This is a genomic window from Mesorhizobium atlanticum (genome assembly GCF_003289965.1).
GTDB lineage: Bacteria > Pseudomonadota > Alphaproteobacteria > Rhizobiales > Rhizobiaceae > Mesorhizobium > Mesorhizobium atlanticum.
In genome coordinates this window covers 163132-183011 of sequence record NZ_QMBQ01000007.1, presented here as the reverse complement: position 1 = coordinate 183011, position 19880 = coordinate 163132, and the positions used below count along the sequence as shown (strand labels likewise).

Here is a 19880-nt window from a genome sequence, read left to right as displayed (position 1 = left end):
CGAAACCCCAGTTGCTTTTTCCCAGCCGCCAGCCTATGTAGCCGGTTCTTGAGCGCGCCCATCGTCTAGCGGTCAGGACACCGCCCTCTCACGGCGGGAACAGGGGTTCGATTCCCCTTGGGCGTACCAAGACAATCAAACAAGCGAAACTTCGCCCAGCTACAGCTGCCGACGCCGGATCGTTTCCGCGAGCTCGGCAAAGGCGTCCACAATTCCCTCGCCATTCTTGGCGCTGACGAACTTGACGCTCGATCGCGGCAGCTGGCCGATCTCTTCGGCGCTGCCGGGGGCTTCGGCGAGATCGATCTTGTTCACGAGGGCCCTGTATGGTCTGCCCGGAAACCGCGCCTCGAAACTGCGGACCAGCTCGACCATGCGCGTCACCGTCTGTGGGCGCGTCACGTCCGATACGATGATCGCGGCCGACGCGCCGGTGACGTAAACGGTGTCGAAAATACGCGTCCCGAAATCGCCGTCGGTGTCCCAAAGCACAAGGCGCGCCGCTTCGCCGCCGCGAACCGAGTCGGCCGGAACGTCGTAGCTGAGCACCTCGACGCCGAGCGTGGATTTGTATTCGCCGTCGAAACGATCGTGCACGAGGCGGTACATGATGGACGTCTTGCCCACACCCATGTCGCCAAGCAGCATGACCTTTGAGCTGATCATCACTGAGGCTGCTCGGCGTTAAACACGTTTTCGAAGGTGACCCGGCGGTTGTCCTTGCTCGGCATATCCGCGATCGGCACCGACGACCAGCGCGAAACCACGAACAATCGAGAAGGCTCGATCCCGAGCGAGGTCAATCCCCGTGCCACCCGGTCGGCCCTCTGGCGGCCGACCATGCGGTTGATGGACTCCGTTCCGGTATCGTCGGCGTGGCCGACGATACGGATTCTCAGGTCGTTGCCGGCGAGCAGCCTGGCCAGATCGCCAATCTGCTGCTCGGCCTTCTTGTCGTCGGCGAACGCGTCGCGTGCGCCAAAGAAGATGGCCGTCGAAGCCATGAAGCGATTGAGCCGCTCGCCGGGGCTGTCGGCTATCGACCGCACTGCATCATATTGCTGGTTTCTGGATTTGGCTTCGTCGGCGATCGCCGCTCGCACTTCGTCGATTCCTGCTTGCAGTCCGGCAAGGGATTGCAGTTCTTCCTGGCTCGGACCGCGCGTCTGGTCGATGCGTGCTTGCAGGCTTGCGAGAGACTGCTGCTGGCCGGCGAGCGCTTGGCCGGTTTCGCCGGCGGACTTCCGCAGGCCGGCAAGAGATTGTTGCAGCTCCGCGATCGCCTGGCGGTTTTCGTCGATACCCGCCTGGAGGCCGGTCACGGACCGCCGCAAAGCGTCGATATCGGCAAGCAGCGCCGCCGATTGCTCCGTGCCAGGCACGACGCCGATCCGGCTGACGACCCGATATGGCGCGGCGGCCCTGGCCAGGGCGTCGACCAGCGGCGCCGTCTCGACCTGGCTTGGCTCGATGCCGGAGACCGAAACGCTGCGATTGCGATGGTCGAAGTCCAGCCGCAGCGGAAACGTCTCCAGCAGCGGCTCCTTGCCGACCAATTCCAGGAGCGCCTCATTCGTTCGCTGCTCGAGCAGCGTGTGGGTCAGGTAGATGCTCGCCAGCCATGCCAGCCCAGCGGCGACGAGCGCCGCGAGCACGAACAGGACCACCTTTCCGCCCCGGCGCGGTTTGGGGTTCGCGGCGGGATCGGCTTCGATGGAGGAGGCTAGAGACGCCAGCATGGCGGGGTCGCAGTCGAGGCCGCGATCCATGTTCTCGATTGCGTCGAAGAAAAGCGAATTGATCCTGGCGTCGTCGACGGGGCGAAGGGGGCCGATGCATTCCGCGGCCAGGATGAACCGGGGCGAGGCGCGCAGCACGATCTCGCGTCCGCCGAAGTCGAGCTGCTGCAGGTTGCCTTCTCCAGCCAGGGCCTGGACTGAAAATTCCAGGATTGCCGCGACCATCGCGCTCAGCAGGTCAGCCCGCTCGTCGGAGGTCTCTTCGCGTCTCCAGTCCGCGACCAGGCGTCCGTTGCCTCGTTCTATCATCAGCAGCCGGTTGACACGCGGCGGGCGGGCGTTTGCCAGAACGAACTCGCTGATCGGGCGGCCCGTCGCCAGCGACTTGATGCGCCCGATCCACAGCTCGGTGGATGTGAGGGCGTTGAGGCGCTGCTCCAGCCGCGCGACGAGTTCCTTGAAGGCATTGGCCACGGCCGCGCTGACCAGCCTGCCGGTGATCGGGTAGAGCGCGTCGACCATGAGGTCGCGCGAATTCCTGATTTCGCTGCGGATCGCGGAGACCACCGATGGCGCGATGACGTTGGCCAGCTCGCGCGGCCGAACGACTTCCGCGCGTTCTAGCGCGGCGACCAGTATGTCGGCCGTTGCCGTTTCCAGGCGGTCGGGACTGCCGATATATTGCTGGAGGAGAGCGACATCCGCTCCCAGTGCTTCGAGACGCGCCGCCTCCGTTTGAAAGAGCAGTTTTCTAAGCTGCTCGATCTCACGGTTCTGGCCGGCGGCGGACGTCATGCTACCTTCCCGCGCGGCCGGATCCTAGCCCGCTGATGGTTGCTCCAAGGTCCGAGATCGCAGCGCCGATATCCCTTTGCGAGGCGAGCCGTTTCTGTTCGGTTTCCCGCTCGAGTTCCTGAACCTGCGCCTGCAGGGCTGCCAGCTCCTTGGCAAAATCCGCCTGCAGCTGCTTGATGCTGGCCTGCATTTCCTCGCGCAGGCCGGCAAGGTTGCTCTCGAGGGACCGCTGCGCGCCTCCGAACAGGAGGTTGCGAACCTGATCGATCGTCGCATCGGGGTGGATTGTCGCTTCCGATCCGTTGGCGGAGGCGGCTCCATCCGCGGCTTTTCCAGCTTGCTCGGCGCCTTTCATGTTCATTCCCCGGTTTCCACGCTCGCTGATACGATGACGACCGTTATATCAAATCCTAATTCAAGTGACAGGCAATCGACTTGTTGCCGCCGCAGGACCCGCTCCGGTCGAGCGCGGCATTTGCGCCGCCATATCCATCGTCACCTATCGCAATGACTACTCTCACGCCAGTCGTTCCTTGGAGCCGAACCAAATCCGAGGCCGGCCGCTCCGGAAAATCTGGACGGCGAAGCCCGGCCTGCCGGGAACGACGTCCTATCAATTAAGTGCGATCGGGCCGCCACCGAATATGACTTTCGTCATCTTCGGTTCTGACCTTCGTCAGCTGTCGCGATTCCATGGAAAGGCCTATCTGCACGTCTGAACGGCGATGGGATTTCGACAAGAGGGTTCCAGATGGGTTTTTTGGACAGTCTGCAAAGCGCGCTGCAGGGCGGACCGCAGGGCGGAGGCTCGAACCTCCTGGCCGATGCGCTGGCCAGTGTCGGCGGTTATCAGGGCGTGCTCGCCATGTTGCAGAAGTCAGGTCTCGGCGACCGCGTCGAATCGTGGCTTAGCACCAATTCCGCAAACCTTCCCATCGGGCCCGACGAGATCAAGGCGGCGCTTGGCGACCAGCGTCTTCAGCAACTGGCGAGCCAGTTCGGGATTCCGCTGGATCAGGTGGCCAGCGCCCTGGCGCAGCATCTTCCGGCTGCCGTCGACCAGGCCAGCCCCGACGGGGTGCTTGCGACCCGCGCCAGCTGATTACGGACGCGGGATAGAGACATGGCTTCGCGGCGCCAGGCCGCACGGTTCGGCGGCGGCGTCGCTGTTCGGCCGGGAATGAGAGGGCAAACGGTGTGAGCAAGCAAGACGAACTTATCAGCAAATATGCGGCGGACCTGAAGGTGAAGTGCGGCGTTACGGCGGATATGGATCTTTTGACGAAGGTCACGAAGGGCTGCGGCCCGGCGATCTACGACAAGGACGCGTCCACCGTTTCGGCCTCGGACAAGGAGGAGCTGGAACGGGTCAAGAAGAACTTTCTCGTCAAAAGACTGGGGCTGGCGGACGATGCCGGCCTGGACGCGGGGCTCGCCAGGGTCATCGACCAGTATGGCCGGACCAATCGCAACAAGCATCGCGCGGTCTTCTACTACCTGCTCGTCAAGCATTTCAGGCGCGAAAACGTATTTGCCTGACGGCGGCAACAGGAGTGCGATGGAGCGGAGCGGCGCGGCGCTAGAAGATCGCCGGCCGCGCCAAGTTGTATCACGACGCAATTCCGGGCGGAATTGCTCCAGGGGAGATGGGGATGCTGAAAGAATTCCAGGAGTTCATTTCCAAGGGCAATGTGATGGACCTGGCCGTCGGCGTCATTATCGGCGCCGCCTTCGGCAAGATCGTCACCTCGCTGGTCGACGATATCATCATGCCGTTCATCGGCGCGCTCGGTGGCGTTGACTTCTCCAATTACTTCATCGGCCTGTCGCACAATGTGACGGCCACCAACCTGGTGGATGCCCGTAAGCAGGGCGCGGTTTTCGCCTATGGCAGCTTTGTCACCCAGGTCATCAATTTCCTGATCATGGCCTTCATCATCTTCCTGATGGTCAAGGCGGTGAACAGTCTGCGCAAGCGGCTGGAACGTGAAAAGCCCGCTGCCCCCGCAGCTCCGCCGCCGGCCGACGTGCAGCTGCTGACCGAAATCCGCGACCTGCTCGCCAAGAGATAACCGGGATCGTCCGAGGCGGCCGGATCCTGGTCCGGTCGCCTCGCGGATTCTGCATAGCCTGCTGATCGGCGGAAATCCTCCAGCACAGCATTCCGCCTTCGATGAGGTCGCCCAGGCGGCAAGGCTTCGGACAATGAAAATCGTTGCGGAATTGCTCACCAGGCTCGACGACACGATGCGGGCCGTCAAAGGCCATCTGGCCGAAATGGACACCGAGCAGCTCGACGCCCTCGTTTCCCTGCTTGGGCCGCGACCGTCGATCGGCAGCGCCGAAATGGTTCTGACCATACTGGCGCTTCGTGAAATCGAAGCCCGCAATCGGAAGAAGTAGCCGTCGAGGATGCAGCGAGGCACCGCTCGCAAACTTCCCTCGAACTGCCGCCAAAGACCAGGAACTCAGGCAATCAGACTGCCCGTGGCTTTTCGCCAAAGACCCCAAAGCCGCGGACTTTTTCGAGCGTTCGACCGCCGTGCCGTTTACGCGGGACGCGTAAGGGCGCAAATGCGTATTCATTGCGCAAGGTCCCTCAGCCTATCGTTTTTATGGCGAGCTCGGTTCGATTCTTGGCGCCGCACTTCTCCAGGATCGTGCTGACGTAATTTTTTATCGTGCCCTCGGCCAGATGCAGCTGCGCGCCGATCTCGCCATTGCTCTTGCCTTCGATGATCAGTTTCAGGATCTCGTTCTCACGCGCGGTGAGGACGTTGCGGATCGACACGCTCGCCGGGGCGTGGCGCGGACGCAACCGCTTGAATTCTTCAAGAATCTTCGCGGCGACACCGGGTGAAAGCGCCGACTGGCCGTTCGCCACGGTTCGGATTGTCGCCGCGATCTCGTCAATCCTGGAGTCCTTGAGAAGATATGCCTTGGCTCCGGCGCTGACCGCCTCGAAGATCAGGTCGTTGGTCTCGAAAGTGGTCAGCACCACGATGCCGGTTCCCGGAAACTCGCGCAGGATCCTCTGGGTTGCCGTGACGCCATCGGCGCGCGGCATTTGCAGATCCATCAGGACGACGTCCGGACGATAGCGGCGCGCGAACTCTATCGCCTGCTCCCCGTCGGCGGCGGCGGCGACGATTTCAAAATCGTCGTTCTGCTGGGCAAGAAGCGTGGCGAGGCCTTCCCGGATCAAGGTCTGATCCTCGGCGATCAGCACGCGTATTCTTTCGGCTTGCGGGCGGGGATCAGTCATCTCTCCACACCCCCCGCGGCATGGGACCGCGTCTTCGGCACGATCAAGGGAAGGGATGTGCGGACCTGCGTGCCAGTTCCCGGTGCACTTTCCACCGTGCATTGGCCTCCCGCGAGCTCGGCGAATTCAGCCATTCCAATCAGCCCGAAATGTCCCTGTTTGGGAACATTCCGGTCAAAGCCGCGCCCGTCGTCGCGGATATCGACAATCAGTCTGCGGCCAGTTTCGGTTTGCTCCACGAGCGCGTCAAACCGGACCTGCCGGGCCTGCGCGTGCGCCTCGATGTTGCGCAACGCCTCGCCAACGATGCGCCGAATGGTCGTCGCGTGATCCTGCAATCCGGCGCGGGCTCCATCATCGATGCGCATGGAGACCTCGGCGCCGGTCCGTCGCGAGAAGTCCGACAGCATCTTCTCGACATCCGAATCCGGTTCGAGGTCATCGGGCATCCTGAGCCGGGCGATGGCGTCGCGCGCCCTGGCGAGGCCGCTTATTGCTGCTTCCTCGGCAATCGCCAGTCCCTCCGAAACGCGGGCGGGGTCGGCTGCCAGGAAATGCCGCGTCAGCCGGATCTGCGTCAGCAGCGCGATGATCGAATGGACGAGCGTGTCATGGAGGTCGCGCGCCAGGCGAAGGCGCGTGCGGGCGAGCGAGGCGAAGCGCACCTCGGAATTGGCGGCTTCGAGCTGCTGCTCCATCAGGCGCCTGGCGCGCCGCTCGCTTTCGAACATGATCTCGGCCTGGCGCGCCGTGAAGTCGGGCATCGCGATCACGACGTAGTGCGACTGATCGCCGTTCCACAAGATCACCGCGGTGACGGGGCGATCCAGCCCAGGCAGTTCGGCCCGCACGCCCGACAAGGCAATGAGATCGCGGCGCCCTTCGGACAAGGCCACCATTTCGGCCTCCATTCCGACCAGCAGCGTGCACAGGCAGCAGTCCGCGCCAATGGCGGGGAGCCATTCGACCAGATGTCCCACCTTTTGCTGGACTGTCCTGTCGGCCTGCAACACGGCAAGCCCGATGACTTCCGCTTGCGCGGCCGGCAGTAGTTCTGTGCCGATATCGATCATCTGTTCTCGCAAAAACAGCCGCGGGGGCGGGGCATGTCACTTTGACGTAAGCCCGAACCGGCCGCAAACGAATATGACTTTCGTCATATCGCCCCTGACTTCCGGCAGATGTTCCTCCCCGGCCTGAAGGCGCTAGATCGCGGTTCGTCGATATCGGCAACCTGTCGACGTGGTTGATCGTTGCCCGGTTCGCCGGCGCGACGGGCTCGGACCAAGGGAGCTGCGGTTGCCGCGATTTCAGCACTGGGAAAAGGAACCGTGGACGTGGAAACGGTTTGGGCAGTTGCCGATCAGCTTTCAGATATTGGCGGGTCTGTCCGCAGCCGTGATCCTGGCGATCTCGGTCCTGATCCTCACGCTCTTTATGATGTTCAGGTAATCCAGGCTCCGTCTCGATCCGTGCCGCAAGCCAAACCCGAAGGCCGGCTGACATGAAGCTCAATGTCCAGTTCATCAAGCACCCAGGCTCCAGGGAGCGCATGGTCGTGCTGCCGGAATCGCAGTTCCGCATGCTCAAGCGGACCGCGATGGCAGGTGTGACCGAGCTCGACGTGCCCGCCCCCGGCAGCCCTTTGCCGAAGCGCGTGCTGGACAAGATCGCCGCCGGCGAGAATCCGGTTCGCGCGCTCAGGGTCCTGCGCGGCCTGAGCGGCAGGCAACTCGCTGCCCAGACCGGAATAACCCCGAGCATGCTGTCGCAGATCGAGCGTTCGGGAAAGACGGCCTCCACCAGGACCCTCAGGGCGATCGCGCATATTCTGGATGTACCCTTGAGTGTCATTTCGCCGGATCTTTCCGCCGGAATCGGAGCCGTTCCGGCCGACATGAGCAGGACCGTGGCCTGGATCCCGACCTGAGGGATCGAGACGCCGGCGCGGCGGCGGATGGCCTTTGTCACAGTCGGTCATGACCTTCGCCGGATTCTCCCGCATGGAGCCGTTCGACTGGACCCAGAGCGGACAGCGGCGACCGATCCGAATTATCGCGACCGACGCCCCAGGGATTCCAATGAAGGCTCGGTGCTTCTGGCGCAACGTTCCGGATTGAATTAGCATTCCGTCATGAATGCGCCGGCCGCAATCCCGCAGGATGCGGGATTCGGAGCGTAGGAGAACCGGGCGACGGTCGCCTGCCAAGCGTCGAGCCAAAGGCGGCTGGGCATCCGAGAACACGTCAGCCGGCAAGCGAGCGCAAGCGGGAGGAACCAATGCGGAAGCTGCAGTCGCAAGGCGTCCATCACATCACGCTGGTCGGCGCCGGACGCCAGACCTCGATCGACTTCTGGGAAGGGGTGCTCGGCATGCCCTTCATCTTCGAGCAGCCTAACCTCGACAAGGCGAGCGAGAGCCATCTCTATTTCGATCCAGGCGACGGGCGCCTGATCACGATCTTCACCGACGAGAGCCGGACCCCGGTCAAGCGGCGGACGCCGACCGATATCGGCTGCGTCCATCACATCGCCTTCGCGGTGTCGCGGGTCACCTTCCTGCAGGCGGTCGCGCGGCTCGACGAGCGCGGCATCAAGCACAGCGGCGTCAAGGACCGCGGTTTCATGGACTCGATCTATTTCGAGGACCCGCTGGGGCTGCTGATCGAGCTTGCTTCCTATCGCTTCGAGCCGCCGGCCGGCTTCACCCATGCCGACGTGCTGATGGAGGCGCACAAGATCCGCGTGGCGCGTGGCGACTACAATATCGCCGAACTCCATCTGGCCGATGCCATCCAGACGCTGGTCGAGCGGTCGCGTGAGACATTGTCCGAAAGCAGGGCGCCGAAAAATCCATACTAACCAGGTCAGAGGGAGGACCAAGATGGCGAAGACCGCAACGAAGAGCGCAAAGAAACCCGCGGCCAAGGCCGCGCCGAAAGCAGCGGCGAAGACGGCCGCGAAGGTGACGGCAAAAGCCGCACCTAAAGTGACGGCAAAAGCCGCACCTAAAGCCAAGGCCAAACCAGCCAAGAAGCCCAGCATAAAACTCAGCATGCTGAGGCCGAGCGTCAACAACATGACGGTCAGGGTGTTTGCGCGCGCGGCCGGGCTCGATCCCGCGGAGACCGACGCCTGGGGCCATACGCGCTCGCCCGAGTTCCTGGCGCGCAATCCGGCGCATCTGACGCCGATGATCGAGGACAAGGCCCTGCCGCGCGGCGTGCTGTGGGAAAGCTGCGCCATCATGCAGTATCTCGCCAACAAGCACGGGCTGGAAAAGTTCTATCCCAAGGCACCGGCCAAGCGGGCGATGATCGACAGCGCCATGTTCTATCTGATCGGCACGCTTTATCCTTATGTCGCGCGCGCAACCTATCCGGCACTCGGCTTTCCGCAATATGCAGGCGAGGTCGGCCACAGCGACGCCCACCCCGACAAGAAATCGGAAGCGCAGAAGGCGGCGATGGCCGCGATCGCCGAGCCGCTCGAGGTGTTTCACTCTTTCTTCCGCAACGGCAAACCGTTCATTGGCGGCAACAACCCGTCGATCGCCGATATAAGGCTGGGGGCAACGCTCGAATTCCTGGCGGTCGTCGACTATGCGCTGCCCAAATGGGCGAAAGAGTACATGGCGGCGCTGGAGAAGAAGCTCGGCAAGGCCTATGCCGAGCCGGCCGGCGACGTGCGCGGCTACATCGCGCATGTGAAATCGCAGGCCAAGGCGTAGCGGTCCTCCGGCGTTAAGGTTTCGTTTACCTAAGACCTGTCTACTGGCTTTAGACCTCGCTGCGACCACGGATGTACTGGCGCCATGACGAGGCAAGGGAAAGGTCGGCTCCGTGCCGGCCTTTTGCTTTTCGCGGCCCTCGCCGAAATCACGACAGTATGATTGCACCGCCGACGGGTGGACTGAAATCCTATTGTCATCCTCGTCATGGATCGTACGATACCGTCAGGGGCAGAACGACGGCGACGAGGTCTGCGATGAACACGGCGAGATTTCTGATGATGGCAGGCGCGCTGTCGGTTGTGCCCTTTCCGTCGGCCGCCACCGCACCGCTCAACGGCATGAACGAGGTAGGCGCCGCCCTGCTCGCCTGCTGGACGCCGCCGGCCAATTCCGACAATTCGTCGGTCACGCTCAGCTTCAGCTTCAAGCGCGACGGCACGCTGATCGGGCCGCCTAAAACAACCGCCATTCATGTCGCCGGCGACGACAAGGCGCGCAAAGCCTATGTCGATGCGGCGATAAAGGCGCTGAATGACTGCCTGCCGCTCAGCCTTTCGCCGGCGCAAGGCATTCCCGGCAACGTCTTCACGCTGCAGTTCAACTCACCGAAGAAATGAGCGGCGGCCTCACCGTTTCAGGTTAGGCCGCGTATGCCTGACCTGGCGCGCCTGAGTTGGGCGTGTTTTTCCAACTCCGGCATCTCGAAGACATAGTCGCTCCAAGCCGAGTCCGGGATCTGTCCGGCCAGGTAACAATCCAGCAGAAGGTTCTGTTCCGGGGTAAGCGGCCTCGGCGCCTGTTCATGATCCAACCCAAGCGAATGGATCAGGTTCCTGGTCAGGCCAGAGACGGTGAAGTGAATGGACATCTTCAGTCTCCTGGGTGCAGCGCGAATCACATCAGGCCGGGAAACGTCCACCACCGGCCAAAGGTTTCATCAGCAATCCGTGATCGCAACGGCGGCTCGGTTTCTCACGCCGGCTGTTGTTCGGCGCTGTCTCGCCGGCACCGGGTCCACAGATTGAAGGAACGTTATTCGCAGACGACGCGATAGCGCTTGCCGTCCTCGCCGACATTCCTGCAGGTGAGGGGGCGCTGCTCGCCGGATGCCGGGTCGGGCAGATCCTGGCCGAAGGACCGCTTCGTCGAAGCGGGTCTGGAATGGCGCCGGACGGTCGGGCTCGCAGGCAGGCTTGCCGGCGCGCTCGGCGGCGGGGGAAACACATCCGACACGATCTGCCGCGAGGCGGTCGTTCCCGGCGGCGCCTTGTCCCAGACACGCCTGACATCCATCCGGCTTGGAACGATCACCGTGCCGTCGTCGCTTCGCGTGCAAGCGCCCGCTGCAAGCAGCGCCGGGCACAGGACGACAGCGGCGATTCGACTGAACATTAGCAACACCTCAGGCGCTTTATAGTGTGTCGTTGCCCCAATCGCCAACAGGCGGATTACCGCAACCGGCGCCACGATTCTGGTTCTCTCAACGGCATCGAAAGGCAGGCGGTTGCGATTCATTATGGTTAGCGGATCGTTAATGCTTGTCGGGCACATTCCGTCGACGAACCGCGAAGGGGTGTTCGGCTGGGGGTGGCAACAGCATGGCGGACGTGGGCAAGACGAGTGGGACAGGCGGCATGCGCAACCCCCTCGACGCAACGGTTGGGCATGACGACGACACGCCCGCCGGCGAAGGCGGCGAACAGCATCTTGCCGATCTCGAGCGCACGATGGACGCCATGCGTATGGGCGTCGTGCTTCTGGACGCCCGGCTCGACACGCTGATCATCAATAAAGCCTACCGGGAGTTGTCCAAGATCCCCGACGGGGCGGTGACCGTCGGTGCGCCATTCAGCCGCCTGATGGATCTCAATCGCCGCAACGGCATCTATGGCGAGATCGACGAACAGGAGTGGCAGCGCTACCTGGCCAGCCGAATCGCGGAAATTCGTGCCGGTTCCGTCGCGCCGCGCGAGTTCGTCCATGCCGACGGCCGCACGATGGTGTTCTCGGTGACGGCGTTGTCCGGCGGCAAGCGCCTGTTGACCTACTATGACGTCACCGAGGTCAAGCGCCGAGACGCCGAGATCGAAAGAGCCAATGCCAGGACGGCCGAGACGTTCAGCAATCTCAGCCTGATGGTCGATTCGATGCCGATCGGCGTCATCGTTGTCGATGCCGAATTGCGGGTCGAGGTGATCAACCGGGCCTTCTACGACTTCTGGAAGGTCGATCCGCTGCGGGCTCCGGCCGGCATCTCTTTTCGCGACCTCATGGAAGCCACCCGTGCCGCCGATCCGTTCGGCGGCGAGGAGCGGAACTGGCAAAGCCATGTGGCCGAGCGGGAAGCCGAAATCCGCGCCGGCGCCGCAGGCTCCAGGCAGTTGCCGCGCAGCGACGGCCGCACGCTGATCGCCTCGCTGGCGCCGCTTCCGGGCGGCAAGCGGCTGATCTCCTATGTCGACATCACCGACATGAAGCAGCGCGAGACCGAGGCCGAGGATGCGCGAAGGAACCTCGCCGCCGTTCTGGAATCGCTGCCGGCCGGCGTCATCATCTACGACCGCGACGACCGCTTCGTCTTCGCCAACCGCAAGCTGCAGGACACGCTGCCGGCGCTGAAGCCGGCCTGGCAGCCGGGCCGCACATTCCGCGAGGCGTTGGTTCTCGGCCATTCGGTCGGCTATTTCCGTTCAAGCGGCGACAGTGAGATCGACCGTCTGTACGGCGTCGACACCGAGCGCTGGCTTGACGCCATGCTCAAGCGGTACCGCTTGCCAAATTCCGCCTACGAGCGGCTCAACGCCGACGGGCGCTGGTACCAGGTCTATGACATGCGCACCGATGACGGGACGTTCATCGGCGTGCGCGTCGATATCACCGACATCAAGGTCCGCGAGAAGGCGCTGCGCGACTCCATGCGCCAGATCGACCTCTACCGGCACGTGATGGACGAGCTGCCCGTGGCGGCCTTCATCAAGGCCGACGATCTCAGCATGGAATTCGTCAACAAGGCCTGGTGCGCGCTGACCGGATTCGACAAGGACGAGGTGCTCGGCAAGACGGATCGTGAGCTTTTCGCGTCGGAAGAAGCCGACGGGTTCAGCAGCGACGACACCGAAGTCGTGGCGACCGGCGCGGGACGCGAGGTCGAGGAGGCCGTCACCCATCGCGACGGCACGGTGCGGCAGCTGATGACCCGCAAGAACCGGCTGGTGGCGACCGACGGCTCGGTGCATCTGGTCGGTTCCAGCACCGACATCACCGACGTCAAGGCGCGCGAGCAGGCGCTTCGGCAAAGCATGAGCGAGAACGAGGTGTTCCGCAGCCTCATCGACAATGTGCCGGTGTCGATCTACGCCAAGCGCTCGGACCTCAGGCAATTCTACGTCAACAAGGGCTGGTGCGATCTCACCGGCTTCAGCAAGGAAGAGGCGATCGGCAAGACCGACGTCGAGATATTCGGAGCGGATGGCGAAGCCTTTGTGGCCGGCGACCTCGCCGTGCTGCGCACCGGAGAGACGCAGGAGATCGAGGAGACGGTGACGCTGCCGGACGGCAGCGTCCGGCACCAGTTCGCGCGCAAGGGCGCGATGATCGCCTCCGACGGCTCGCTCTACCTCATCGGCTCCACCACCGACATCACCGAGCTCAAGCAGCGCGAGGCCGAGCTCAGCGAAGCGCGGCAACGTGCCGTGCTCGCCGACCGGGCCAAGTCGGAATTCCTCGCCAATATGAGCCACGAGATCCGCACGCCGATGAACGGGGTCCTTGGAATGGCGGAACTGCTGGCAAAGTCGGACCTCGATCCGAAGCAGAAGACCTTCACCGACATCATCGTCAAATCCGGCAACGCGCTGCTGACCATCATCAATGACATCCTCGACTTCTCCAAGATCGACGCCGGCCAGCTGGTGCTCGACCCGGCGCCGTTCAATCTGGCCGAGGCGATCGAGGATGTGGCGACGCTGGTCTCGACACGCGCCAAGGAGAAGGACCTCGAGCTCATCGTGCGCGTCCAGCCGGGCCTCGACGGCCAGTTCGTCGGCGATGTCGGCCGCATCCGGCAGATCGTCACCAACCTGCTCGGCAACGCGGTGAAGTTCACCGACGAGGGCCATGTCCTGGTCGACGTGACCGGCGAGCGGGTTCCCGCGGGAACCAAGCTCACCATTTCCGTGACGGATACCGGCATCGGCATTCCCGAGGACAAGCTGAAGCTGGTGTTCGAGAAGTTCAGCCAGGTCGATACCTCGTCGACCAGGAGGCATGAAGGCACCGGCCTCGGCCTCGCCATCACCTCGCGGCTGGTTGAGATGATGGGCGGCGAGATCGGCGTCGACAGCGCCGAGGGCAAGGGTTCGACCTTCTGGTTCACCGTCACGCTGCCCAGGGCCGAGCAGGGCGGGCAGCGCATCACGCCGGTCGACGTCACCGGCGCGCGCGTGCTCATCGTCGACGACAACGCCGTCAACCGCTCGATCCTGAGCGAGCAGATGGCGTCGTGGATGTTCGATGCCTGCGCGGCCGAGAGCGGCGCCGAAGGGCTGAAGGTGCTGATTGCCGCCGCCGCCTATGGCGTGCCGGTCGATTGCATCGTGCTCGACTACCAGATGCCCGGCATGACCGGCGCCGAGATGGCGCGCATCGTGCGTGACACGGCGGGTCTGGCGCACACGCCCATCATCATGCTGACCTCGGTCGACCAGTCGCTTGCCAACACCGCCTATCGCGACCTCGGCATCGATGCGCAGCTGATCAAACCGGCGCGCTCCTCCATTCTCCTGGAAACGCTGGTCGCGACGATCCAGCGCCATCGTCACAGCAGCGCCGCGGTGCAACCCGCCGTTGGCAGCCCACCGCAAGCCGCGCCGGCGCAGACGGCAGCGTCGGACCGCGCCATGCTGCAGCCACCGCCCGTGCGTGCGCGCCCACGTCCGGCCGAGCCCGAGCGCGGGCTCGACATCCTCGTCGCCGAGGACAATGAGGTGAACCAGATGGTGTTCACCCAGATCCTTGGCGAGACCGGCTACCGCTTCGAGATCGTCGGCAACGGCCGCAAGGCGCTCGATGCCTTCGGCAAGCTCAATCCGCGCATGATCCTGATGGACGTGTCGATGCCGGAAATGAACGGGCTGGAGGCGACAGGCGCCATTCGCAAACTCGAGGAGGACACGGGCACGCATGTGCCGATCGTGGGCGTCACGGCGCATGCGCTGAAGGGCGATCGCGAACGCTGCCTCGATGCCGGCATGGACGATTACCTGCCGAAGCCGATCAGCCCGCGGGCGTTGCTCGAAAAGCTCGAGCGCTGGCTGGATTCGGACATCGAGAGCCGGCGCAACGCGGGTTAGCGCCAACTTAGCCGGCGGGCAGGCGCTAGGCGTTGACGCATGCGTATGGTGCGATCGCACCATACCAAAGCAAAAGCCAAGCTTGGACAATATGTCATTGATTCCGCCCCTCGGTTACGGGCGGGAGCAGCGACCGCCAACAAGAAACAGCGTCGACTCTACCCCAACGGACCTGTTTTCGGCGACGGCCGCGCCATGATCCGCTCTGGCGTTCAGGCAACGCGCTCTCGTCCGGATTTTATTTCCCGGCGGCCGCGACCCGGCCGCCGGGATAATTTTTGATTCAAAAGTCAGACAAGTTACTGATTCCCGCGGCAAACTTCGGCCGGTCCTTCGGGGCCTCCGCCGGCCCCTCCAGACATCCCCGTCCAGACGTTACCGGGCTGACACGAAACTGTCATGCGACTGTAATAATCGAGGGCTATTGCGCTGACCGGGCGCCGATAGAACGGGTGCCGAAAGACCATCTTCCGAACAGGAGCAGGCCACATGAGACATTTCATCCGCTCGGCGGCCGTTGCGATTGCAATGGCTGCGGCATCAACCCTTAGCATGGCCGCCGCGATGGCTGCCGACATCTCCGGCGCCGGCGCCACCTTCCCCTATCCGATCTATGCGAAGTGGGCCGACGCCTACAAGAAGGAGACCGGCATCGGTCTCAACTACCAGTCGATCGGTTCCGGCGGCGGCATCAAGCAGATCAAGGCCAAGACCGTGACCTTCGGCGCTTCCGATGCGCCGCTGAAGGGCGACGAACTCGACAGCACCGGCCTCGCGCAGTTCCCGACGGTGATGGGCGGCATCGTTCCGGTCGTCAACCTCGAAGGCGTCAAGCCCGGCGAACTGGTTCTCGACGGCCCGACGCTGGCCGATATCTTCCTCGGCAAGATCACGAGCTGGGATGACCCGGCGATCAAGAAGCTCAACCCCGACGTCAAGCTGCCTTCGCAGGCGATCGCCGTGGTTCACCGTTCAGACGGTTCGGGCACCACCTTCAACTTCACCTACTATCTCGGCGACGTCAGCGCCGACTGGAAGTCGAAGGTCGGCGTCGACAAGGCTGTGGAATGGCCTGTCGGCATCGGCGCCAAGGGCAATGAGGGCGTAGCCAACAACGTCTCGCAGACCGGCGGCGCGATCGGCTATGTCGAATATGCCTATGCCAAGCAGAACAAGCTCACCTATACCGACCTGATCAACAAGGACGGCAAGAAGGTCGAGCCGACCGCCGCGGCGTTCTCGGCCGCAGCGGCCAATGCCGACTGGAGCTCGCAGCCGGGCTATGGCGTCATCCTGGCCAACCAGGCCGGTGCCGCAACCTGGCCGATGACGTCGGCCACCTGGATCCTCGTTTACAAGAAGCCGGACGACGCGGCGGCCACGGCCGAAGCGCTCAAATTCTTCGCCTGGTCCTATGCCAAGGGCGACGAGCTGGCTGCCAGCCTGGACTACGTTCCGATGCCCGACGCCGTCGTGAAGAGCGTCGAAGAGATGTGGAGCAAGGACATCGTCGACGCGAACGGCAAGCCGCTCTATTCCGGCATGTAATTCTGACGAACAAGGGAGGGCGCTTCCGGCGCCCTCCCGTCTCTTTCGAAATGCGAGGGGCTAGATGAGTGCCGTTTCCGAAGCCGCGACATCGTCCGCCATGCGGACCAGGGAAGCGACAGTGCGCCGCTTCGCCGTCACCGACATGGTCTTCCGGGCAGCCACGCGCGCTTCCGCCATCCTCGTGCTGGTTCTGCTCGGCGGCGTCGCGATCTCGCTGATCGCCGGATCGTGGGAAGCGCTGTCGAAATTCGGCATCTCCTTCCTGACGACCGAATCCTGGAACCCGGTCACCGAGAATTTCGGCGCGCTGGCGCCCATCTACGGCACCATCGTCACCTCGGCCATCGCCATCATCATCGCCGTGCCGATCGGCATCGGCATCGCCGTTTTCCTGACCGAGCTTTGCCCCCGCCCGCTGAGGCGCCCGATCGGTATCGCTGTCGAGCTTCTGGCCGGCATTCCCTCGATCATCTACGGCATCTGGGGCCTGTTCGTCTTCGCGCCGTTCCTGCAGACGACGATCCAGCCCTTCATCATCTGGCTGTTCAAAGGCATCCCCGGCCTCAACAGCCTGTTTGCCGGGCCGCCCTACGGTATCGGCCTGCTCACCTCCTCGCTGATCCTGGCCATCATGGTGCTGCCCTTCATCACCTCGATCACCAAGGACGTGTTCGACACGGTGCCGGCGGTGCTGAAGGAATCGGCATACGGCATCGGCTGCACGACCTGGGAAGTAACCCGGCGCGTGACCATCCCCTACACGCGCGTCGGCATCATGGGCGGCGTCATGCTCGGCCTCGGCCGCGCGCTCGGCGAGACGATGGCCGTGACCTTCGTCATCGGCAACGCGCATCGCATCAGCGCCTCGCTGTTCGCGCCGGGCACGACGATCTCGGCGACCATCGCCAACGAGTTCACCGAGGCCGACGGCAATCTCTACACATCCTCGCTGGTGTCGCTCGGCCTGATCCTGTTCATCATCACCTTCATCATCCTCGCGCTCGCACGCTACATGCTGTTGCGCATCGATAGCCGCACGGGAGCCTGACCGATGTCGACTGCCCAATCGCTTCACCAAAGCCGCAAGCGCAAGAATGCCGTGATGATGGCGCTGTGCGTCATCGCGGCGGGCATCGGCCTCGCCTGGCTGGCGCTGATTCTCGGCGCCCTGCTCTACAAGGGGCTCTCAGGGGTGTCGCTGGCCGTGTTCACCCAGATGACGCCGCCGCCCGGCGACGCCGGCGGCCTGCTCAATGCCATCTACGGCAGCATCGTGATGACCATCATCGGCATCGTTGTTGGCACGCCGATCGGCGTGCTGGCCGGCACCTACATGGCTGAATATGGTCGCTTCTCACGCCTTACGACGATCGTGCGCTTCATCAACGATATCCTTTTGTCGGCGCCATCAATCATCGTTGGCCTGTTCGTCTACGAGCTGCTGGTACGGCCGATGGGACACTTCTCGGCCATTGCCGGCGCCATCGCGCTGTCGATCCTGGTGATCCCTGTCGTGGTGCGCACCACCGAGGATATGCTCAACCTCGTGCCCAACGCGCTGCGCGAGGCGGGCACCGCCATCGGCGCGCCGCGCTGGGTGGTGATCCGCTCCGTCGCCTACCGGGCGGCGCTGTCCGGCATCGTGACCGGCATATTGCTGGCGATCGCCCGCATCTCGGGCGAGACGGCGCCGCTTCTCTTCACCGCGCTCAACAACCAGTTCTGGTCGAGCAATCTCAATGCCCCGATGGCCAGCCTGCCGGTGACCATCTTCCAGTTCGCTCTCAGCCCTTACGAGGAATGGCAGCAACTGGCCTGGACGGGCGCACTCATAATCACCCTGACGGTTCTCGGGCTGAGCATCATCGCCCGCAGCCTGACCGGACGCAGAGAGGACAGATGAAACCGATGTTGTCCACCGACCTGAACGTAGCCGACACGACCGTCGAGAAGGCCAAGATCGAGGTCAAGAACCTCAACTTCTACTATGGCCAGTCGAAGGCGCTGAAGGACATCAACCTGTCCCTGCCCGAGCGTAGCGTGACCGCCTTCATCGGCCCGTCGGGCTGCGGGAAGTCGACGCTGCTGCGCGTCTTGAACCGCATCTACGAACTCTACCCGAAGCAGAGCGCCGAGGGCCAGGTGCTGCTCGACGGCAAGAACATCCTCGACCGCTCGCAGGACCTCAACCTGCTCAGGACCAAGATCGGCATGGTGTTCCAGAAGCCGACGCCGTTCCCGATGTCGATCTACGAAAACATCGCCTTCGGCGTCCGGCTCTACGAGAAGATCAGCAAGGCCGAGATGGACAGCCGCGTCGAGTCGGCGCTGAAGCGCGCGGCGCTGTGGAACGAGGTCAAGGACAAGCTCAACGCCAGCGGCCAGAGCCTCTCCGGCGGTCAGCAGCAGCGCCTTTGCATCGCCCGCACCGTCGCGGTGAAGCCGGAGGTCATCCTGCTCGACGAACCGGCCTCGGCGCTCGATCCGCTCTCGACCGCCAAGATCGAGGAGCTGATCGACGAATTGCAGGCCGACTACACGATCGTCATCGTCACCCACAACATGCAGCAGGCGGCGCGCGTGTCGCGGCAGACGGCGTTCATGTATCTGGGCGAACTGGTGGAATTCGACCGGACCGAGAAGATCTTCACCTCGCCCCGCGAGAAGCGCACCCAGGACTACATCACCGGCCGCTTCGGCTGAGCTCATACGAGGACACCATCATGGCCGAACATACCGTCGCCTCCTTCGACGAGGATCTGAGGCAGATCAGCCGGCTCATCAACGACATGGGCGATCTCGCCGGCTCGATGGTCGGCGGCTCGACCAGGGCCTTGCTCGAAAGCGACAACGCGCTGGCGCAGCGCGTCGTCTCCGACGACGCCATCATGGACGCGCGTCAGCGCGAGCTTGACGACCGCGCCATCACGCTGATCGCCAAGCGGCAGCCGATGGCGGACGATCTTCGCCACGTGGTCGGCTCGATCCGCATGGCGGGCGACCTCGAACGCATCGGCGATCTCGCTAAGAACATCGCCAAGCGCGTCGGGTCGGTCGGCGTCAGCACCGCTCCGCGCGACCTCACGCATTCGATCGATTCCATGGCGCAGCTGGTGCTGATCCAGGTCCAAGCGGTAATCCAGGAATATACGGTGGGCGACGCCACGGCGCTTGCCAAGCTTCGCAACGACGACGAACGCATCGACGTCAAATACACCTCCGTCTTCCGCGAGCTCCTGACCTACATGATGGAAGACCCGCGCAACATCACCGCTTGCACGCATCTTCTGTTCTGCGCCAAGAATCTCGAGCGCATCGGCGACCATGTGACCAACATCGCCGAGAACGCCTATTATGTGCTGACCGGCACGCAATTGCCCGCCAACCGTCCAAAGCAGGACGAGACGGCAATGTCGGCACCGGCCGCCTGACGAAAAGGTTACCCC

At 63.5% G+C, this 19880-nt stretch carries 21 protein-coding genes and 1 tRNA gene; 15 read left to right on the top strand and 7 right to left on the bottom strand.

Annotated elements, in window-relative coordinates; translation table 11 throughout:
• The first annotated feature begins 54 nt into the window (after window positions 1-54).
• A tRNA-Glu gene (locus DPM35_RS23505) sits at window positions 55-129 on the top strand.
• A gap of 30 nt (window positions 130-159) precedes the next feature.
• Here DPM35_RS23505 and DPM35_RS23500 read toward each other — a convergent pair.
• Genes DPM35_RS23500 through DPM35_RS23490 form a run of 3 tightly spaced genes read right to left on the bottom strand, consistent with a single transcriptional unit; the run spans window position 160 to window position 2889 of the window.
• Window positions 160-648, bottom strand: coding sequence for a P-loop NTPase family protein (locus DPM35_RS23500; protein WP_245431622.1), 489 nt, complete (start codon window positions 646-648; stop codon window positions 160-162).
• 17 nt (window positions 649-665) lie between these two features.
• The gene (locus tag DPM35_RS23495; RefSeq protein ID WP_112129601.1) at window positions 666-2534 is read right to left on the bottom strand and encodes an OmpA family protein; all 1869 of its coding nucleotides are present in this window, start codon (window positions 2532-2534) and stop codon (window positions 666-668) included.
• 1 nt (window position 2535) lies between these two features.
• The gene (locus DPM35_RS23490) at window positions 2536-2889 is read right to left on the bottom strand and encodes a hypothetical protein (protein WP_245431621.1); all 354 of its coding nucleotides are present in this window, start codon (window positions 2887-2889) and stop codon (window positions 2536-2538) included.
• 396 nt (window positions 2890-3285) lie between these two features.
• Between DPM35_RS23490 and DPM35_RS23485 the strand changes: the two genes are divergently transcribed.
• The 4 genes from DPM35_RS23485 to DPM35_RS23470 all read left to right on the top strand — a co-directional run bounded on the left by DPM35_RS23485 (window position 3286) and on the right by DPM35_RS23470 (window position 4937).
• Window positions 3286-3636, top strand: a complete 351-nt coding sequence (locus DPM35_RS23485; protein WP_112129599.1) for a YidB family protein — start codon at window positions 3286-3288, stop codon at window positions 3634-3636.
• A 95-nt stretch (window positions 3637-3731) separates the two neighbouring features.
• Window positions 3732-4073: a DUF2853 family protein gene (locus tag DPM35_RS23480; RefSeq protein WP_112129598.1), complete on the top strand. Its 342-nt coding sequence runs from the start codon at window positions 3732-3734 to the stop codon at window positions 4071-4073.
• A 113-nt stretch (window positions 4074-4186) separates the two neighbouring features.
• The gene (mscL, locus tag DPM35_RS23475; protein ID WP_112129597.1) at window positions 4187-4606 is read left to right on the top strand and encodes a large conductance mechanosensitive channel protein MscL; all 420 of its coding nucleotides are present in this window, start codon (window positions 4187-4189) and stop codon (window positions 4604-4606) included.
• A 133-nt stretch (window positions 4607-4739) separates the two neighbouring features.
• Window positions 4740-4937 carry a hypothetical protein gene (locus DPM35_RS23470; RefSeq protein ID WP_112129596.1) on the top strand — a complete coding sequence of 66 codons (198 nt, stop codon included), beginning with the start codon at window positions 4740-4742 and terminating at the stop codon, window positions 4935-4937.
• A gap of 196 nt (window positions 4938-5133) precedes the next feature.
• On the opposite strand, the gene DPM35_RS23465 is transcribed toward DPM35_RS23470, so the two are convergent.
• Window positions 5134-5763: a response regulator transcription factor gene (locus tag DPM35_RS23465; RefSeq protein WP_245431620.1), complete on the bottom strand. Its 630-nt coding sequence runs from the start codon at window positions 5761-5763 to the stop codon at window positions 5134-5136.
• A 32-nt stretch (window positions 5764-5795) separates the two neighbouring features.
• Window positions 5796-6872, bottom strand: coding sequence for a sensor histidine kinase (locus DPM35_RS23460; RefSeq protein ID WP_112129594.1), 1077 nt, complete (start codon window positions 6870-6872; stop codon window positions 5796-5798).
• Window positions 6873-7303: 431 nt separating this feature from the next.
• Here DPM35_RS23460 and DPM35_RS23450 point away from each other — a divergent pair, with 431 nt between their 5' ends.
• From DPM35_RS23450 to DPM35_RS23435, 4 genes are all read left to right on the top strand, one after another.
• Window positions 7304-7729, top strand: coding sequence for a helix-turn-helix domain-containing protein (locus DPM35_RS23450; RefSeq protein WP_112129592.1), 426 nt, complete (start codon window positions 7304-7306; stop codon window positions 7727-7729).
• Between the two features lie 350 nt (window positions 7730-8079).
• Window positions 8080-8661, top strand: a complete 582-nt coding sequence (locus DPM35_RS23445) for a VOC family protein (RefSeq protein WP_112129591.1) — start codon at window positions 8080-8082, stop codon at window positions 8659-8661.
• A 22-nt stretch (window positions 8662-8683) separates the two neighbouring features.
• Window positions 8684-9529 carry a glutathione S-transferase family protein gene (locus tag DPM35_RS23440; RefSeq protein WP_112129590.1) on the top strand — a complete coding sequence of 282 codons (846 nt, stop codon included), beginning with the start codon at window positions 8684-8686 and terminating at the stop codon, window positions 9527-9529.
• 257 nt (window positions 9530-9786) lie between these two features.
• Complete coding sequence (locus tag DPM35_RS23435; RefSeq protein ID WP_425373403.1) at window positions 9787-10149, top strand: hypothetical protein; 363 nt, start codon at window positions 9787-9789, stop codon at window positions 10147-10149.
• Between the two features lie 17 nt (window positions 10150-10166).
• Here DPM35_RS23435 and DPM35_RS23430 read toward each other — a convergent pair whose 3' ends face one another.
• Both DPM35_RS23430 and DPM35_RS23425 read right to left on the bottom strand, forming a co-directional pair.
• Window positions 10167-10400: a hypothetical protein gene (locus DPM35_RS23430; protein WP_112129588.1), complete on the bottom strand. Its 234-nt coding sequence runs from the start codon at window positions 10398-10400 to the stop codon at window positions 10167-10169.
• Between the two features lie 164 nt (window positions 10401-10564).
• The gene (locus DPM35_RS23425; RefSeq protein WP_146767978.1) at window positions 10565-10924 is read right to left on the bottom strand and encodes a hypothetical protein; all 360 of its coding nucleotides are present in this window, start codon (window positions 10922-10924) and stop codon (window positions 10565-10567) included.
• A 242-nt stretch (window positions 10925-11166) separates the two neighbouring features.
• Between DPM35_RS23425 and DPM35_RS23420 the strand changes: the two genes are divergently transcribed.
• The 6 genes from DPM35_RS23420 (at window position 11167) to phoU (ending at window position 19865) form a co-directional block, all read left to right on the top strand.
• Window positions 11167-14883, top strand: coding sequence for a PAS-domain containing protein (locus tag DPM35_RS23420; RefSeq protein WP_245431619.1), 3717 nt, complete (start codon window positions 11167-11169; stop codon window positions 14881-14883).
• Window positions 14884-15372: 489 nt separating this feature from the next.
• Complete coding sequence (pstS, locus tag DPM35_RS23415) at window positions 15373-16431, top strand: phosphate ABC transporter substrate-binding protein PstS (RefSeq protein ID WP_112129586.1); 1059 nt, start codon at window positions 15373-15375, stop codon at window positions 16429-16431.
• Between the two features lie 64 nt (window positions 16432-16495).
• Window positions 16496-17482, top strand: coding sequence for a phosphate ABC transporter permease subunit PstC (gene pstC / locus DPM35_RS23410; protein WP_112129585.1), 987 nt, complete (start codon window positions 16496-16498; stop codon window positions 17480-17482).
• A gap of 3 nt (window positions 17483-17485) precedes the next feature.
• A complete protein-coding gene (gene pstA, locus DPM35_RS23405; protein ID WP_112129584.1) occupies window positions 17486-18337 on the top strand; it encodes a phosphate ABC transporter permease PstA in 852 nt (283 codons plus the stop codon).
• On the top strand, window positions 18334-19137 hold the full coding sequence (pstB, locus tag DPM35_RS23400) for a phosphate ABC transporter ATP-binding protein PstB (protein WP_112129583.1): 804 nt from the start codon (window positions 18334-18336) through the stop codon (window positions 19135-19137). Before pstA ends, pstB begins: the two co-directional genes overlap by 4 nt.
• 20 nt (window positions 19138-19157) lie before the next feature.
• Window positions 19158-19865 (top strand): phosphate signaling complex protein PhoU, encoded by a 708-nt coding sequence (gene phoU / locus DPM35_RS23395; protein WP_095816775.1) that lies wholly within the window; start codon window positions 19158-19160, stop codon window positions 19863-19865.
• Window positions 19866-19880 lie beyond the last annotated feature (15 nt).